Genomic DNA, 14,024 nt, shown 5'->3' with positions numbered 1-14,024 from the left:
TTCACCCCGCGTATTCACCTGTCCTTGCAAACGCATCGACATGCCGAATCCGCGCATCCTGCACCGCAAAAATCGATTCCGATTTTTGCGCCGATGCTGTAGAGCGATGAAAGGCTCTCAAGGGCCGCAACCACAGACCGAGGTTTTTCCATGACTGCTTCCGAAAGCGAGACTCAGGCGCGGCTGCTCGCACAGGCTCTGCCCTTTATGCAGAAATATGAGAACAAGACCATCGTGGTGAAATATGGCGGTCATGCCATGGGCGACTCCACACTTGGAAAGGCTTTTGCGGAAGATATCGCCCTGTTGAAGCAGTCCGGTATAAACCCCATCGTCGTGCACGGCGGCGGCCCGCAGATCGGCGCGATGCTGACGAAGATGGGCATTGAATCGAAGTTCGAAAGCGGCTTGCGCGTTACCGATGCTAAGACAGTCGAGATCGTCGAAATGGTTCTGGCCGGCTCGATCAACAAGGAGATCGTCGCGCTCATCAACCAGACGGGCGAATGGGCCATTGGCCTGTGCGGCAAGGACGGCAACATGGTCTTCGCCGAAAAGGCGAAAAAGACCGTCGTCGATCCCGACAGCAATATCGAGCGCGTTCTCGATCTTGGTTTTGTCGGTGAAGTCGTCGAGGTCGACCGCACCCTGCTCGACCTGCTTGCCAAGTCGGAGATGATCCCGGTCATCGCTCCCGTCGCTCCCGGTCGCGATGGCGCCACCTACAACATCAATGCCGACACCTTTGCCGGCGCAATCGCCGGTGCGCTCAACGCCACCCGCCTCCTGTTCCTCACGGACGTGCCTGGTGTTCTCGACAAGAACAAGGAACTCATCAAGGAACTGACGGTCTCCCAGGCGCGTGCGCTGATCAAGGACGGCACGATTTCCGGTGGGATGATCCCGAAGGTCGAGACCTGCATCGAGGCCATCAAGGCCGGCGTTCAGGGCGTGGTGATCCTCAACGGCAAGACCGCCCATTCCGTTCTTCTGGAAATCTTCACGGAAGGCGCGGGCACGCTCATCGTGCCCTGATACGGTTCATGTGGCGGACGGGAATGCCTGTCCGCCACGACAACACTTTCAGCCGAATATCAGAAGCGACAGCACGCCCAGCACGATCAGCAGGCAGCCCGAGAGTTCCAGCCGGTTGATCTTTTCCTTGAAGAAGAGCACGGTCGAGGCGAAGGCGAAGAGCATCTCCACCTGCGCCAGCGCCTTGACCACAGCCGCCTGCTGCAACGTCATCGCCGTGAACCAGCCGAATGACGCCGTGGCCCCCACGAAACCGACCGCAAGCGACGGTTTCCATGCCTTCGCGATCCGCCGCAATTCGTCCCTCTCCCGCCATACGATCCACAAGAACATCGCCAAGGTCTGAGTCACGATGACAACGACGAGGGTAAAGCCGGCCTGCATCACCGCATCCGGTGCTGGCAGGCTGGGTGCTAGCGCCAGCGAGGCCGAACGGTAAGCGACAGACGACAGGCCGAAAAAAGCCCCCGAGGCGAGGCCGATGCCCGCCGTCCGGCTGAAGATGGAGGTGAGAATGGAGGCAGGGGTCACTTCCGTGCGCGCGACCGAAATCAGCATGACGCCGGCCACCGAAATAGCGATGGCCGCAAGAGTGCCGCCATTGACGCTTTCGCCAACGAAAATCAGTGCAAACAATGCCGCCTGCGCCGGCTCAGTTCGGGAATAGGCCGTGCCAACCGCGAAGTTGCGGAAGGAAAAGAGGTGCACCAACAGGAAAGTGGCGGCGATCTGCGCCATGGCCCCGACCATCGCCCAGACGGCGAATGACATGTTCGGCACCGGCAGCGGTCGGCCAAGTACACCATGCAGAAAACCGAGATAGGCAAGAGCGAAGGGCATTCCAAAAACGAAGCGCACGAAAGTTGCGCCCGTGGTGCCCATCATGCCCTTCAGGTGTTTTTGCAGGGTCGAGCGCAGGTTCTGCAAGAACGCGCTTGCGAAGGTTATGCCTATCCAGAGTTCCATGATCTTGGCGGTATCATGCGCTGGAGGCCGCAGCCAAGCCCGATTTTCCCGTCTGTCGTCGTCTTTTCGATTTTCTTCGGCATACGAAACGGGCATAAAGCTGCCCATGGACACAAAGCCGAAAAACCTGCCCGATGCCGCCGATTTCGCCCACGTCAGCGAATGGGTCTTCGACCTCGACAACACGCTCTATCCGCATCACGTCAATCTGTTTTCCCAGATCGATCGTAACATGACGGCCTATGTTGCGGAGCTTTTAAAGCTCGAGCCCGACGAGGCTCGCGCACTTCAGAAGCGCTATTACCACGAACATGGCACCACGCTTCAGGGCCTGATGATCCACTACGGCATCAGCCCGGACGAGTTTCTGGAGCGCGCGCATGCCATCGACTATTCCGCGCTGAGCCCGCATCCGGAGCTCGGCGAGGCAATCAAGGCGTTGCCGGGCCGCAAGTTCATCCTCACCAATGGCAGCGTCAAGCATGCACAGGCAGCGGCGGGCGCGCTCGGCATTCTCGACCATTTCGAGGATATTTTCGATATCGTCGCCGCGGACTATCTGCCAAAACCGGCCAGTGCGACCTATGAGAAGTTTGCCGCACTTGCGAAGCTCGACACCAGAAAAGCCGCCATGTTCGAGGACCTGCCGCGCAATCTCGCGGCACCCAAGGCACTTGGCATGAAGACCGTGCTGCTCGTTCCTTCGAACCTCGAAGGCGTGATCATGGAGCGCTGGGAGATCCCCGCCGCGACGGATGAGCATATCGACTACATCACTGACGATCTGACCGGTTTCCTGACCAAAACGATCACCCGCTGACCGGCAACATCGAAATCGAGCGCAGACGACATTACCGAAGCTTCATGCACCTTACGGATGTTTAAGTAGTGAACTGCCACCTGCGCCACTATCTTCCTCCTCAGGGACACCAACGGAAGGTAATGACGATGTCTACACGAAAGATCGCACTCTCTGCTCTTGGCGCAGCCCTCTTGCTCGGCTCGGCCGCTACAGCCAGCTTTGCGGCCCCGCCAGCGCACGGCAAAGGCCACGGCGAGCGCATGCCGTTCCGCCCGGAACTGGCGTTTGTTCAGCTGCTGAAGGTGGCCGACACCAACAAGGACGGCAAGATTACCAAGGAAGAGTTCGCCGCACGTCAGGACGCACTTTTTGCCGAGATCGACAAGGACAAGGACGGTTCGATCACGCCAAAGGAAATGCGTGAATACCGCCAGGCCAAAATGGAGGCGTTCCGTGCGGCTCATCCGCGCCCAGAGGCTGCTAACGCCAAAGCGGGCGAAGGCAAGGGACCTGAGGGCAAGCGCGCCGAACGCGAACATGGCGGTCGTCAGGGCTGGGGCAAGCATGGCGGCAAGGGTGGGGCGTTCGCGATGATGCGCATGGCCGACACCGATGAAAACGGCCAGGTCAGCAAGGCCGAATTCACCGCAGCCGGCGAAAAAATGTTCGAACGGCTGGACAGGAACAAGGACGGCGTCATCTCTATCGATGATATGCCAGACCGCCCGTTCCTTTAATCACATAAGAAAAAGCCCGCTCAATCGGCGGGCTTTTTTCCTTTCAATGCAGGCTGACGGTTTTCAGATCGTCTTCGGCAGCCTTGAAAAACGTGCTGGAACGATTGTCTGTCAGGAGGATCGGCGTGCCATCCGCGCCAAACAGGGCCCAGAGATCGAGTTGCGGATCGAGATCAGGCGCTTCCGGGAAACAGCGGCTTACGTCTTCCGCGCGGATTTTACGGATATAGCCCACTTCTCCCTCGCCGATATGAGCGAGCTGGGACCGGGTGAGACGCGCATGCGCTTCTTTTAAAAGCATATTTCAGCCTCCTTCTTCACGCCGAGCGATTCGTGTCGGATTCCGGCGTTCACGTTCTACTCTGAGACGGAAATATTAATTTTCTTTACCACGTTTGAAATTTCGGGCTTCACCAGATCGATGGCAAGAAGGCCGTTGCGCAGGCGCGCGTCCCTCACCTGCATGCCGTCTGCAAGCACGAAGACCCGCTGGAATTGCCGGGCAGCGATACCCCGGTAGAGAAAATCTCGCTTTTCCTGCTCCTGCTGGCGACCGCGAATGACGAGCTGATTGTCGGCCGTCGTCACATCCAGATCGTCCTGCGAAAAACCGGCGACTGCAATCGTGATACGCAGGCGTTCCGGCACGTCTTCACCGCCGGGCAGGCGCTCGATGTTGTATGGAGGGTAGCCATCATTGGCCTTCGCCATACGCTCCAGCGTTTTTTCCATGGCATCAAAACCCAGCAAAAGCGGGTGGGTGAATGGCGTCATGCGGCTCATATCGTCTCTGTCCTTGCAACCAAGCGACGTTTCGCGGTCCCGCTTCCGGCAACCCTGCCGGTCAATCTTACCGGCTCTACGCAATATGGGAAGCAAAACCACGATGCGCAAGGCGGGGCCACAAGGCAAAGGCGGGCACGCCGAGGAATGAGACTTGACAAGTGAGCGTCCGCCGCTCGAAAAAAGCGCCTTATCTCAACGGCGGGCAAGACATGGCAGAACGCAGAAAAATCATCATAGACACGGATCCAGGTCAGGACGACGCGGCAGCGATCATGCTGGCTTTCGCAAGCCCGGAAGAAATTGAAATTCTCGGTCTGTGCGCCGTCGCCGGCAATGTTCCGCTGAAACTGACCAGCCGCAACATCCGCATCATCTGCGAATTGTGCGACCGCACCGATATTCCCGTCTATGAGGGTGCCGAGCGGCCACTGGTGCGAAAGCCCATCACTGCCGAGCATGTTCACGGCAGCACCGGCCTTGATGGCCCGGTTCTCGACGAGCCGACGATGGAGGCACAAAAGCAGCACGCCGTCGATTTCATGATCGAAACGCTGCTGCGGGAGCCTGCGGGCACCGTGACGCTCTGCACGCTCGGCGCGCTGACCAATGTGGCGCTGGCTTTGCAGAAGGCCCCCGAGATTGCAGGCCGCGTCAAGGAACTTGTGATGATGGGTGGCGGCTTCTTTGAAGGCGGCAACATCACACCGGCTGCGGAATTCAACATCTATGTCGATCCGCAGGCTGCCGATATCGTCTTCCGTTCCGGCGTGCCCATCGTCGTAATGCCGCTTGACGTAACCCACCAGTTGCTGACCACCAAGGCGCGTGTCAGCCGCATTCGCGATATAGGCACACGCCCGGCAATCGCCATGGCGGAAATGCTGGAATTCTTCGAGCGTTTCGACATCGAGAAATACGGTTCGGACGGCGGCCCCCTGCACGATCCAAGCGTCATCGCCTATCTCCTCAAGCCCGAGCTGTTTCAGGGCCGCGATTGCAATGTCGAAATCGAGGTCAATTCCGAACTGACCATGGGCATGACGGTGGTGGATTGGTGGCGGGTGACCGAGCGCCCGGTCAACGCCCGCGTGATGCGAAATGTGGATGCGGACGGCTTTTTCGAATTGCTGACGGAACGTTTCGCCCGCCTCTGATGGGAACGCAGACATGAAAAGGGCCGCTGGCATGACCAGCGGCCCTTTCATTTGGAACCACGGGATATTCTCAGAACTCGGTCCAGTCGTCCTGTGCCAGCGCGTTTGCGCCGCTGGTTCTTGGGCGCGAACGTTGGGTCGCAGCCGAGCGGCCCGATGCCTGTGACGGGGCGACAGGCGCACGCATTGCCGCCGCGGTGGCGCGCAATTGCTGGCTCGACTGGCTGGAATGACCGCCGGATACGGAGAAGCCGGCAACGAGCGATTTCAACGTTTCCGCCTCGCTGTTCAGCGTCACGCTTGCCGCCGTTGTTTCTTCCACCATGGCCGCATTCTGCTGGGTGACCTGATCCATCTGGGTGACGGCGGAATTGATTTCCTTGAGACCGACCGCCTGCTCGCTGGCGGAGGCCGAAATCTGCCGTATCAGCTGGTTGATCTGCAGAACCTGATCGGCAATCTTTCTCATCGTCTCGCCGGCCTTGCCGACCAGCTGGACGCCCTCGCCCACCTGCCTTGCGGAGGTGTTGATCAGACCTTTGATCTCCTTCGCAGCCGTCGCGGAACGTTGCGCCAGTTCACGTACTTCCTGCGCGACGACGGCAAAACCCTTGCCAGCCTCGCCCGCACGGGCAGCTTCCACACCGGCATTCAGCGCCAGAAGGTTGGTCTGGAAAGCGATTTCGTCGATTACCCCGATGATGCGGGAGATTTCCGCCGAGGATTGAGCGATGCCTTCCATGGAACTGACGGCCTGCTGCACGACCTCGCCCGACTTGCCGGCGTCGTCGCAGGCATTGCTGACAGCTGTCGCCGCCTGCGCTGCGTTTTCCGCACTGGAATTGACCTGCGCAGTCAGCTGGTTGAGGGCGGCAGCGGTTTCTTCCAGGCTTGCAGCCTGCTGTTCCGTGCGGTGGGAGAGATCGCTCGCAGCGCGGGTGATCTCGCCGGTGCCGTTGCCGATGCTGGCAACGGTTCCGTTGACGGTGGAAACGGTTTCCTCGAGGCTGGCGAGCGCCGAGTTGAAGTCGTTGCGCAGCTTTGCATATTCACCGGGGAACTGGTCCTCGATGCGATAGGTCAGATTGCCCTGCGAGAGCGCATTGAGACCCGCGCCGAGTACGCTCACGATATGTTGCTGCATCCGGCTGTTCTCATTGCGCTCGGATTCGGACCTTTGGCGCTCCGTTTCCGCATTGCCACGCTGCACGGCGGCATCCGCTTCCATTTCGCGGATACCGGCAAGCTTCGCACGGAAGCCTTCCAGAGCCGTTGCCACCGCGCCCGTCTCATCCCTGCGGTCCTGTCCGGAAACCGGCACATCGTAACGACCGTCGCTCAGTGTTTTCACATCGGAGACCAGCGAGGCGAGCGGATTGCGGACGAAATAGCGGACGGAGAAATAAAGCGCGGCAATAACCGCCGCAAGAATGACGATCGCCCCGAGGATCATCAGATAAGTCTGCTCCTGCACCGGCGCGTTCAACGCCTGATGCGGGATATCCACCAGAACCACCCAGGTGGCATTGAGGCCCGGAACCGCAAACGGATAGACAAGGCGGTTATAGGGCGCGTCGGTATCAAGGCCGAGATTTTCGATCAGGCCCTGCTTGCCGGATGTGATCGCCGCCTGAACGGTGCTTGCACCCTCTCCGTCATAGGCCTTCATGTTCTGCTCGGGCGTCGGCGGTACCAGCCATTGGCCGCCCTGCGAAATGAGTGTCACACGGCCGGTTTCGAAAGGATGCAGCGCCTGCAGCTTCTGCGACAGAGCTGCCAGCGAGATATCGACCCCCGCCACACCAATCATCTTACCATCAGACATGACGGGATAGGCAAGCGAGGTCATTGTGGTGGGCACTTCCGTGCCTTCGGCCAGATAGGGCTGGGTAATGGCGCCCTTGCCGGATTTGGCAGCGAGCGAATACCACTCCGCCGCATAGTCGTTCTTGAAGGTCGAAAACTGGATGTCGCCTTTCTGGGTCTTCGACCAGTAGGGGGCAAATGCACCCGTTGCATTGGTGCCGAGATCGAGCCTGTTGGCGATCTCGGTGGTCTGTCCGTCGAAAAGGCCCAGCTGCTCACAGAACCAACTTCCGAAAGCGAAAGCATTCTGCTCGACATTGGCCTTGAGGATGTTGACGATGCCGGGGCGGTCCATCGATTTCGCCTGGTGCGCACGGCCGATGATACCGGCCATGGAGCGGGCAGCGCTACCGAGTTCACCGACATCGGCGGCGATGACGTTGGCGATGGCGCGTGCCTCGGTGTTCGCCTGATCCATGGTCAGCGAATGGACACGGTCGCTGGTCTGGGAAATGAGGAAGGAATTCGATGCGACAAGGACCGTGGTGATTGCACAGCCGGTTACAAGGATCAGCTTGGTCGCAAGCGACTTCACTTTGAAATTGAACATTTTGGCCTCGATCAAATCGCCGGCCGAAAAGGCTGGCGTCAACGGATGAGAAATCTCCGTCATGGAGGCCCGCCCGCTGGGGGCAGTGCGCTGCAACGCGACGAGGGGAAATTAGAATATCTTTGCTAATTAACCCCTAAAATTCCCCCGTCGCATCGAGCCGAAATCAGTGCTCGTAATAGGCGGATACGATGTTCCATGCATCGTCGGCGGTTTCGGCGAAATGTAGCAGCTCCATATCTTCGGGTGCAATTGTTCCGAAGTCCGCGAGGAATTCGAAATTGACGACGGAGCGCCAGAATTTCTCCCCGAAGAGAATGAGCGGGATGGGCGCCATGCGCTTCGTCTGGATCAGCGTCAGCGTCTCGAACAGTTCATCGAGCGTGCCGAAACCGCCGGGGAAGATCACCACGGCCTTGGCCCGCATCAGGAAATGCATCTTGCGGATGGCGAAATAGTGGAAGTTGAAGCTCAGCTCCGGCGTGACATAGGGGTTGGGCGCCTGCTCATGCGGCAGAACGATGTTGAGGCCGATGGACGGGCCTCCGACATCGGCTGCGCCGCGATTGCCTGCTTCCATGACGCCGGGACCACCGCCGGTGACCACGACATATTCCAGATGGTCCGATTTCGCGCCGTAGTCGGTGCAGAGCCGGGCGAACTTGCGCGCCTCCTCGTAATAAACCGAGGATTGCTCCAGATTGCGTTTCTGCGTCTCGTTGCGGGCCGCCCAAGCCTCGCCGCCGGGCTCGGGAATGCGCGCGCCGCCGAACATGACGACGGTGGACTTGATGCCCCGCTCGGTCAGCGCCATTTCCGTCTTCAGAAGTTCGAGTTGAAGCCTGACGGGGCGCAACTCCTCGCGGCAGAGAAAATCCATATCCGCGTAGGCAAGCCGGTAGGATGGGGAATCCGACTGCGGTGTTTTGGGAATGACATCGGCCTGCTGCTTGTCCGCAGAGCTACGCTTCAACGGGTCCCACACCCCATCCTTGCGCCGCAATTTGCCGTTTTTCAGTCGTGTCATTTCCAAGCCTTTCGTCTGGTGCGCCAAATCACCCAAATCACATTGACGCCTTTCCAACACTCCCTTAGATCAAATGACCAGAGCCTTCCAGCGGCGCGGGACCATCCGTGGCCACGAACACACGCGACATTCAAGGAATTTTCCATGAGCCTTCCGGATCTCACCTCCCTCGAAACCACCATCGAAACAGCCTTCGACAACCGTGACGGTGTGAACGTATCGACAAAGGGCGAGGTTCGCGACGCGGTGAACACATCTCTTCAACTTCTCGACAGCGGCAAGGTCCGCGTCGCCGAAAAGCAGGCGGACGGGAACTGGAAAGTGAACCAATGGCTGAAAAAGGCCGTGCTCCTCTCCTTCCGTCTGAACGACATGGAAATCGTCACCGGCGGCCCCGGTGAATCCACCTGGTGGGACAAGGTGCCGTCGAAGTTCGAGAACTGGGGTGAAAACCAGTTCCGCGCTGCGGGCTTCCGCGCAGTGCCTAACGCCGTCGTGCGCCGCTCGGCCTATGTGGCCAAGAACGTGGTGCTGATGCCCTCCTTCGTCAATCTCGGCGCCTATGTCGATGAAGGCACGATGGTCGACACCTGGGCGACGGTCGGCTCCTGCGCACAGATCGGCAAGAACGTGCATCTGTCCGGCGGCGTTGGCATCGGCGGCGTTCTGGAGCCGCTTCAGGCCGGCCCGACCATCATCGAGGACAATTGCTTCATCGGTGCCCGTTCGGAAGTCGTAGAAGGCTGCATCGTGCGCGAAGGCGCCGTTCTCGGCATGGGCGTCTTCATCGGCAAGTCGACCAAGATCGTCGATCGCGCCACCGGCGAGATCACCTATGGCGAAGTGCCACCCTATTCCGTCGTCGTTGCCGGCACCATGCCGGGCAAGCCGTTCCCGAACGGCGAGCCGGGCCCGAGCCTTTATTGCGCCGTCATCGTCAAGCGCGTCGATGAAAAGACCCGCTCCAAGACAGGCATCAACGAGCTTCTGCGCGACTGATAAAAGCTGATACCATGACCACGACCGATCCCGTTGCAAATCTCGCCGCCCTCATCCGTTGCCCTTCGGTGACGCCCGCCGAAGGTGGCGCGCTATCGCTGCTAGACACCCTGCTTTCACCGCTTGGCTTTGCGGTGGAAAAGATGGTGGCGACGGAAGCGGGAACGCCTGACGTGGAAAACCTCTACGCCCGGCTTGGTACGGAAGGTCCGCACCTGATGTTTGCGGGCCATACCGATGTCGTTCCGGTGGGCGACGAGGCGGCATGGAGCCATCCGCCCTTTGCCGCTGAAATTGCCGGCGGCGAAATGTTCGGCCGTGGTGCGGTGGACATGAAGGGCGGCATTGCCTGTTTCGTTGCTGCCATCGCCCGCTACATCGAGAAACACGGAAAACCGAAAGGTTCCGTTTCTTTCCTGATCACCGGTGACGAGGAGGGCCCCTCGATCAACGGCACCTCCAAGTTGCTGGAATGGGCCGCCGCCAAAGGCGAGACATGGGATGCCTGCGTGGTGGGTGAACCGACCAACCCCGACCAGCTGGGCGACATGATCAAGATCGGCCGCCGGGGATCGATTTCGGGCCGCATCACCGTGCATGGCGTGCAGGGTCATGCCGCATATCCGCATCTGGCCGACAACCCCATTCGCGGGCTGCTGCAACTGACCCACGCGCTGATGCATCCGCCCTTCGATCACGGTACGGACGACTTCCAGCCGTCCAATCTGGAAGTGACGACCATCGACACCGGCAACGCCGCCACAAATGTCATTCCGGCGCGGGCGACGGCGTCGTTCAACATCCGTTTCAATGACAGCTGGACGGTGGAGAGCCTGCGGGCGGAAATCATCCGCCGCCTCGATGCCGCCGCTGCCGAGGGAGAACTTCGTCCCGACCGCAGCCCGGTCAAATATGAGATCGTCTGGGCGGACCGTCCGGCCCATGTTTTCCTGACCCGGAACAATGCGCTCATCTCATCGCTTTCCGGCGCCGTGGAAGCCGTGACAGGCAAGGAGCCCAAGCTTTCGACCACCGGCGGCACGTCGGATGCGCGTTTCATCAAGGATTATTGCCCCGTCGTGGAATTCGGCCTCGTCGGGCAGACCATGCATATGGTCGATGAGCGCGTGGAAGTCGCCGATCTGGAGACGCTGACACGCATCTACGAGACCTTCATCGAACGCTGGTTCTCCCATGCCGACGGCAAGTGAAGTAAGGCTCTATCTGAAAGGCCTCTGGCTGCTGCTGCTCGGCGACCATACCGGCGCGCGTTATCTGGATCTGTCCGAACGCGGCATGTGGCGATCCTTCTATTCCGCTCTCTGGTGCCTGCCCGCCATGCTGGTGTCCTGGCTGTGGCTACGTAACGCCTTCCTTGCCAGTTGTCCGCCTGGAACCAAAACGGGACTAATCTACTTTTTCCGCTTGGCCATGGTCGAAGCCATCTGCTGGATCGTGCCGCTGCTGTTGATCGGCATGCTGCTGTTCGCTTTCGGCGCGCGGGAAAAATTCGCCCCCCTCGTCACCACCATGAACTGGCTGTCGCTGCCATTTTCCTATGCCTATGCGGTTCTGATCCTGATCGCGTTTTTTCTGCCGCCCTTGCAGGGGCTGATCGCCATCCTCTGGCTGGCACTGCTGCTGTCGCTGGTCTTCGCCTTTTCGCGGATCGTGCGCTTCTTCATCCGCGACCAGTCGTTGCTTGTCTCGGCGATCGTCATGACCCTGCTGGTGCCGGGCATGCTTCTGTCCGAGGCGCTGCAGCGTTTTCTCGGCGTTTATCCGGCCTGAGAAACGAGACGGACTTCAGTCCGTGTCTTCGACCGTCTCGACCTTTGAATAGACCCGCGGCGGAATGACATCGGGATAATCGACTTGCATGAAATAGAGACCATCCGGCGGCGCGACTGGGCCGCAGGCTTTGCGATCCCGTGCTTCCAGTGCCGCGCGCACGTCTTCCGGTGTCATGCTGCCTTCACCGGCCATTTTCAGCGTTCCGGCAAAAGAGCGTATCTGGTTGTGGAGAAAGCTCTGCGCGGTGGCGCGTATCTCGATAAGATCGCCATTGCGCGTCACATCCAGCCGGTCGAGCGTTCTGACCGGGCTGCTCGCCTGACAATGAACCGAGCGGAAAGTGGTAAAATCGTGCCGGCCGACGAGCATCTGTGCAGCTTCATGCATGTGTTCGTGGTCCAGATCTTTCGATACCCACCATGCGCGCTTGTGCTCGAGTGCCAGCCGCGCTTTCCGGCAAATGATGCGGTACAGATAATGGCGGCGAAGCGCGGAGAAGCGCGCGTCGAAATCCTCGGTCACCGCCGTTACGTCGACAACCGAGACGGCCTCTTTCGCCATGGCCAGATGGGCGTTGAGAGCATTGCGAAGCTTATACGGAGCCCAATCGCGGGAAAGATCGACATGGGCTACCTGTCCCACGGCATGCACGCCGGAATCGGTGCGGCCAGCGCCGCGAATAGAAACGGTTTCGCCGGTCAGCGACCGGACGGCAGCTTCAAGCGCGCCCTGAACCGAAGGGCCGTTATCCTGTCTCTGCCAGCCGAAGTAAGGCGTACCGTCATATTCGACGGTCATGCGGAAACGCGGCATCAGCCGAGCCTCGTTCTGGCGGGAACGGGTGTGCCACGAACGAAATCGGCAGCCGACAGCGGCTTGCCACCCGCCTTCTGCAAACGGGTAAGCCGCACCGCGCCACTGCCGCAGGCGATGGTCAGGGCGTCATCGAGCACAGCGCCCGCTTCGCCCATACCGCTCGCCAGTTCTGACGCCAGAACCTTCACGCGCTCGGCCTTACCGCCGATTTCCATTTCCAGCCAGGCGCCGGGGAAAGGCGAAAGGCCGCGGATATGGTTATGGACGTCCTGTGCCGGCCGGGAAAAATTAATCCGGGTCTCGCCCTTGTCGATTTTCGAGGCATAAACGACGCCTTCTTCCGGCTGCGCAACGAGAGGAAGATCGTCTGCTTCCAGCTTGTCCATCGCCTGCCGCATCAGCCGCGCGCCTGTCAGCATCAGGCTGTCGTGCAATTCACCTGCCGTGGTATTCTCACCGATCGTGACCTTGGCGGTCAGCGCCACCGGGCCGGTATCGAGCCCCTTTTCCATTTTCATGACCATCATGCCCGTCTCGGCATCGCCAGCCATGATCGCCCGCTGAATGGGAGCAGCGCCGCGCCAGCGCGGCAGCAACGAGGCGTGGCCGTTATAGCAGCCAAGACGCGTACCGCTCAGGATTGCCTCGGGCAATAGCAGCCCATAGGCAACGACAACAGCGACATCGGCGTTGAATTCCCTGAAATGCTGCCGGTCCTCCTCGGCCTTGAAATTCACCGGCGTCAGCACGGGCAGACCCAGCAGTTCGGCGGCCTGATGCACCGGCGATTTCTGCAGATCGAGGCCACGGCGACCGCCTGGACGCGGCGGCTGCGTATAAACGGCAACGAGCTCGTGACCAGCGTCCACCAATGCACGCAGCGTGGGAACGGAAAAATCCGGCGTGCCCATGAAAATGATGCGAAGAGCCATATCGCCCCCTGCCCTCTATGCCGGTCCGTCTACATATTTAAGACGAATCAGACCTTAGCGCGGGCTGCTTTGGTGAATTTCTTGATGACCATTTCTCGCTTCAGCCGCGAAATATGGTCGATGAACAGAATGCCGTTCAGGTGGTCGATCTCATGCTGCAGACACGTCGCCAGAAGTCCGTCCGCATCGACCGTCTGCTGCTTGCCGTCACGATCGACATATCGCACTGTCAGGGATGCGGGACGCTCTACCTCGGCATAATAATCGGGAATGGAGAGACACCCTTCCTCATAGGCCGAGACGTCGTCCGACACTCTGAGGATTTCCGGATTGATGAAGACGACCGGCTTTTTCTCCTCATCCTCGCGCGAAACGTCGATCACCAGCATGCGGCGCGGCACGCCCACCTGAATGGCGGCAAGGCCGATACCCGGCGCATCATACATGGTTTCGAGCATGTCGTCGGCAAGGCGCAACACTTCGGCATCCACCTGTTCGATGGGCCTTGATTGCTGGCGCAGCACGGGATCGGGCAAAATGATAAGCGGTTTGATAGTCAT

The 14,024-nt window shown here is 59.8% G+C and carries 15 protein-coding genes; 7 read left to right on the top strand and 8 right to left on the bottom strand.

Translation table 11 applies throughout. The features are described 5' to 3' along the window. Positions 1–150 precede the first annotated feature (150 nt). Positions 151–1,035: an acetylglutamate kinase gene (argB, locus tag ACZ5A6_RS00280; RefSeq protein ID WP_003514834.1), complete on the top strand. Its 885-nt coding sequence runs from the start codon at positions 151–153 to the stop codon at positions 1,033–1,035. A 48-nt stretch (positions 1,036–1,083) separates the two neighbouring features. Here argB and ACZ5A6_RS00275 read toward each other — a convergent pair whose 3' ends face one another. After that, on the bottom strand, positions 1,084–2,001 hold the full coding sequence (locus ACZ5A6_RS00275; RefSeq protein ID WP_035252051.1) for a DMT family transporter: 918 nt from the start codon (positions 1,999–2,001) through the stop codon (positions 1,084–1,086). 106 nt (positions 2,002–2,107) lie between these two features. On the opposite strand from ACZ5A6_RS00275, the gene ACZ5A6_RS00270 reads away from it, so the two are divergent. Both ACZ5A6_RS00270 and ACZ5A6_RS00265 read left to right on the top strand, forming a co-directional pair. Continuing rightward, the gene (locus ACZ5A6_RS00270) at positions 2,108–2,821 is read left to right on the top strand and encodes a pyrimidine 5'-nucleotidase (RefSeq protein ID WP_174060679.1); all 714 of its coding nucleotides are present in this window, start codon (positions 2,108–2,110) and stop codon (positions 2,819–2,821) included. A 122-nt stretch (positions 2,822–2,943) separates the two neighbouring features. Continuing rightward, positions 2,944–3,540, top strand: coding sequence for an EF-hand domain-containing protein (locus ACZ5A6_RS00265; protein WP_113291250.1), 597 nt, complete (start codon positions 2,944–2,946; stop codon positions 3,538–3,540). A 43-nt stretch (positions 3,541–3,583) separates the two neighbouring features. Here ACZ5A6_RS00265 and ACZ5A6_RS00260 read toward each other — a convergent pair whose 3' ends face one another. Together ACZ5A6_RS00260 and ACZ5A6_RS00255 are read right to left on the bottom strand one after the other, a co-directional pair. Then, complete coding sequence (locus tag ACZ5A6_RS00260) at positions 3,584–3,841, bottom strand: BQ00720 family protein (protein ID WP_003493591.1); 258 nt, start codon at positions 3,839–3,841, stop codon at positions 3,584–3,586. A 56-nt stretch (positions 3,842–3,897) separates the two neighbouring features. After that, entirely contained in the window at positions 3,898–4,323 is a 426-nt protein-coding gene (locus tag ACZ5A6_RS00255) for an Hsp20 family protein (RefSeq protein ID WP_013635387.1), read from the bottom strand. A gap of 212 nt (positions 4,324–4,535) precedes the next feature. On the opposite strand from ACZ5A6_RS00255, the gene ACZ5A6_RS00250 reads away from it, so the two are divergent. Further along, the gene (locus ACZ5A6_RS00250) at positions 4,536–5,480 is read left to right on the top strand and encodes a nucleoside hydrolase (RefSeq protein ID WP_174060678.1); all 945 of its coding nucleotides are present in this window, start codon (positions 4,536–4,538) and stop codon (positions 5,478–5,480) included. 70 nt (positions 5,481–5,550) lie between these two features. Here the strand turns inward: ACZ5A6_RS00250 and ACZ5A6_RS00245 are convergent, their stop codons facing one another. Further along, positions 5,551–7,896: a methyl-accepting chemotaxis protein gene (locus ACZ5A6_RS00245; protein ID WP_026330650.1), complete on the bottom strand. Its 2,346-nt coding sequence runs from the start codon at positions 7,894–7,896 to the stop codon at positions 5,551–5,553. Positions 7,897–8,062: 166 nt separating this feature from the next. Then, positions 8,063–8,923 carry an LOG family protein gene (locus tag ACZ5A6_RS00240; protein WP_034501844.1) on the bottom strand — a complete coding sequence of 287 codons (861 nt, stop codon included), beginning with the start codon at positions 8,921–8,923 and terminating at the stop codon, positions 8,063–8,065. A 144-nt stretch (positions 8,924–9,067) separates the two neighbouring features. On the opposite strand from ACZ5A6_RS00240, the gene dapD reads away from it, so the two are divergent. From dapD to ACZ5A6_RS00225, 3 genes are read left to right on the top strand one after another with little or no spacing between them, the layout of a single operon-like run. Continuing rightward, positions 9,068–9,922, top strand: a complete 855-nt coding sequence (dapD, locus tag ACZ5A6_RS00235) for a 2,3,4,5-tetrahydropyridine-2,6-dicarboxylate N-succinyltransferase (RefSeq protein WP_003514821.1) — start codon at positions 9,068–9,070, stop codon at positions 9,920–9,922. 14 nt (positions 9,923–9,936) lie between these two features. Then, complete coding sequence (gene dapE / locus ACZ5A6_RS00230; RefSeq protein WP_113555574.1) at positions 9,937–11,133, top strand: succinyl-diaminopimelate desuccinylase; 1,197 nt, start codon at positions 9,937–9,939, stop codon at positions 11,131–11,133. After that, a complete protein-coding gene (locus ACZ5A6_RS00225) occupies positions 11,117–11,713 on the top strand; it encodes a hypothetical protein (protein ID WP_065661437.1) in 597 nt (198 codons plus the stop codon). Before dapE ends, ACZ5A6_RS00225 begins: the two co-directional genes overlap by 17 nt. Positions 11,714–11,728: 15 nt before the next feature. Here ACZ5A6_RS00225 and truA read toward each other — a convergent pair whose 3' ends face one another. Genes truA through def form a run of 3 tightly spaced genes read right to left on the bottom strand, consistent with a single transcriptional unit; the run spans position 11,729 to position 14,024 of the window. Further along, entirely contained in the window at positions 11,729–12,529 is an 801-nt protein-coding gene (truA, locus tag ACZ5A6_RS00220; protein ID WP_003514816.1) for a tRNA pseudouridine(38-40) synthase TruA, read from the bottom strand. Beyond that, entirely contained in the window at positions 12,529–13,464 is a 936-nt protein-coding gene (gene fmt, locus ACZ5A6_RS00215; RefSeq protein WP_111782847.1) for a methionyl-tRNA formyltransferase, read from the bottom strand. The genes truA and fmt overlap by 1 nt, the downstream gene beginning before the upstream one ends. A gap of 47 nt (positions 13,465–13,511) precedes the next feature. Next, positions 13,512–14,024 carry a peptide deformylase gene (def, locus tag ACZ5A6_RS00210; protein ID WP_065703749.1) on the bottom strand — a complete coding sequence of 171 codons (513 nt, stop codon included), beginning with the start codon at positions 14,022–14,024 and terminating at the stop codon, positions 13,512–13,514.

Source organism: Agrobacterium sp. 6Ca8 (assembly GCF_055382765.1).
Note: the sequence above shows the minus strand (reverse complement) of the source record. Positions and strands in the feature narration are given on the sequence as shown.

What these genes read in the sequence shown, in the direction of transcription:
- argB (WP_003514834.1), top strand. Translation starts at nt 151, where the DNA reads ATGACTGCTTCCGAAAGCGAGACTCAGGCGCGGCTGCTCGCACAGGCT.
- ACZ5A6_RS00275 (WP_035252051.1), bottom strand. Translation starts at nt 2,001, where the DNA reads ATGGAACTCTGGATAGGCATAACCTTCGCAAGCGCGTTCTTGCAGAAC.
- ACZ5A6_RS00270 (WP_174060679.1), top strand. Translation starts at nt 2,108, where the DNA reads ATGGACACAAAGCCGAAAAACCTGCCCGATGCCGCCGATTTCGCCCAC.
- ACZ5A6_RS00265 (WP_113291250.1), top strand. Translation starts at nt 2,944, where the DNA reads ATGACGATGTCTACACGAAAGATCGCACTCTCTGCTCTTGGCGCAGCC.
- ACZ5A6_RS00260 (WP_003493591.1), bottom strand. Translation starts at nt 3,841, where the DNA reads ATGCTTTTAAAAGAAGCGCATGCGCGTCTCACCCGGTCCCAGCTCGCT.
- ACZ5A6_RS00255 (WP_013635387.1), bottom strand. Translation starts at nt 4,323, where the DNA reads ATGAGCCGCATGACGCCATTCACCCACCCGCTTTTGCTGGGTTTTGAT.
- ACZ5A6_RS00250 (WP_174060678.1), top strand. Translation starts at nt 4,536, where the DNA reads ATGGCAGAACGCAGAAAAATCATCATAGACACGGATCCAGGTCAGGAC.
- ACZ5A6_RS00245 (WP_026330650.1), bottom strand. Translation starts at nt 7,896, where the DNA reads ATGTTCAATTTCAAAGTGAAGTCGCTTGCGACCAAGCTGATCCTTGTA.
- ACZ5A6_RS00240 (WP_034501844.1), bottom strand. Translation starts at nt 8,923, where the DNA reads ATGACACGACTGAAAAACGGCAAATTGCGGCGCAAGGATGGGGTGTGG.
- dapD (WP_003514821.1), top strand. Translation starts at nt 9,068, where the DNA reads ATGAGCCTTCCGGATCTCACCTCCCTCGAAACCACCATCGAAACAGCC.
- dapE (WP_113555574.1), top strand. Translation starts at nt 9,937, where the DNA reads ATGACCACGACCGATCCCGTTGCAAATCTCGCCGCCCTCATCCGTTGC.
- ACZ5A6_RS00225 (WP_065661437.1), top strand. Translation starts at nt 11,117, where the DNA reads ATGCCGACGGCAAGTGAAGTAAGGCTCTATCTGAAAGGCCTCTGGCTG.
- truA (WP_003514816.1), bottom strand. Translation starts at nt 12,529, where the DNA reads ATGCCGCGTTTCCGCATGACCGTCGAATATGACGGTACGCCTTACTTC.
- fmt (WP_111782847.1), bottom strand. Translation starts at nt 13,464, where the DNA reads ATGGCTCTTCGCATCATTTTCATGGGCACGCCGGATTTTTCCGTTCCC.
- def (WP_065703749.1), bottom strand. Translation starts at nt 14,024, where the DNA reads ATGACTATCAAACCGCTTATCATTTTGCCCGATCCCGTGCTGCGCCAG.